Genomic DNA, 1,341 nt, shown 5'->3' with positions numbered 1-1,341 from the left:
GGTGATGACGGTGCCCTTCGCGACCGTGCTGATCCTGGTCTCGCTCAGCCAGCTCGACCGCCGCATCGACCTTGCCGCGCGCGGGCTTGGCGCCAGTGTGTGGGAGCGCGCGACGCGTGTCATCATGCCCAACATCAGGTTCGGCATCGTCACCGCCGCGCTGCTATCCTTCGTGCTCTCCTGGGAAGAGATCGGCGTGACGCTGTTCATCACCTCGGTCAACGCCATAACCTTGCCCCGCCTGATGTGGATGGGCCTGCGCGACAATATCGACCCGGCGATTGCAGCGCTCTCGGGGATCCTGATCATCATCACGGTGCTGGTGCTTGCGGTGAGGAGCCTGGTGACCAGGCAGCGCGGAGCGCGCTAGACTTCAGCGAGAGGTGGCCAAACCTGCTCAAATCGCCAGGCCAACTGCTCGACTTCAATCACGATACGGCGCCTAGTACACGAGACACTGGCGTTTAACGGAGGTGATGATGTCGGTGACTTACGACTTTGCCGGCCGAACAGCCATCGTCACAGGTGGCGCCCGTGGCATCGGTCGAGCGATAGCCAGTAAGCTCGCGTTGAGTGGTGCGGACGTTTGGATCTGGGATATCGAGCCTGTCGAACTGGAAGGCACACGCTCCCTTTCGGTGGACGTGACGAAACGCGATAGCGTCATGGAAGCGCTAAGCCTTATGGACACGACCGAAATCGACATTCTCGTGAACAATGCGGGGTGGCTGGGTAGCTACAAGCCGTTCGAGGAATTCGAACCGGCCGAATGGCAGCGAATCCTGCAGGTCAACCTTCTTGGCACGTTCGAAGTTACGCATCGGGTGCTGCCGCTTATGCGACAAGCGGGCAAGGGTCGGATCGTCAACATGGGTTCGCTTGCCGGTAAAGAGGGACTGCCGAGCCTTGCGGCCTATTCCGCAGCCAGCGCCGGCGTCATCGCTTTCACCAAAGCGCTGTCGCGTGAGGTCAGCGACACCGATATTCGCGTCAACTGCATCGCTCCGGGTCCGATCGATACCCGCCTGATCCGGGACCTCGGCAACGAGACCGTCGACTCAATGATATCGGCAAGTCCGCTCAAGCGACTCGGCGATCCGAACGAGGTCGCGGCGCTGGTTGTATGGCTTTGCTCAGATGCGAGCGCGTTCAACACCGGCGCTGTTTTCGACATGTCCGGCGGCCGGGCCCGATACTAGCAGCAGAGGTGGCGATAGATTCTTGTGGGCTGGTTGAGCCGGACGGCTTTGGTGAACAGGCATAAACAGTCCAGAGCACCGGCCTGGTAGGCCGGTGCTCTACTCACACGTCGACAGGCTGCCCGGCGCGGCGGGGGCGCCA

2 protein-coding genes are annotated in these 1,341 nt (G+C 61.5%); both read left to right on the top strand.

The annotated features are described in order from the left end of the window. Nucleotides 1-370, top strand: a 370-nt coding sequence (locus tag EOA33_RS35955) for an ABC transporter permease subunit (RefSeq protein ID WP_127407741.1), incomplete at its 5' end; no start/stop codon positions are given. 109 nt (nucleotides 371-479) lie between these two features. Then, on the top strand, nucleotides 480-1,199 hold the full coding sequence (locus EOA33_RS35950) for an SDR family NAD(P)-dependent oxidoreductase (protein ID WP_245455522.1): 720 nt from the start codon (nucleotides 480-482) through the stop codon (nucleotides 1,197-1,199). Nucleotides 1,200-1,341 lie beyond the last annotated feature (142 nt).

The organism is Mesorhizobium sp. M4A.F.Ca.ET.050.02.1.1 (genome assembly GCF_003997725.1).
Lineage (GTDB): Bacteria > Pseudomonadota > Alphaproteobacteria > Rhizobiales > Rhizobiaceae > Mesorhizobium.
Note: the sequence above shows the minus strand (reverse complement) of the source record. Positions and strands in the feature narration are given on the sequence as shown.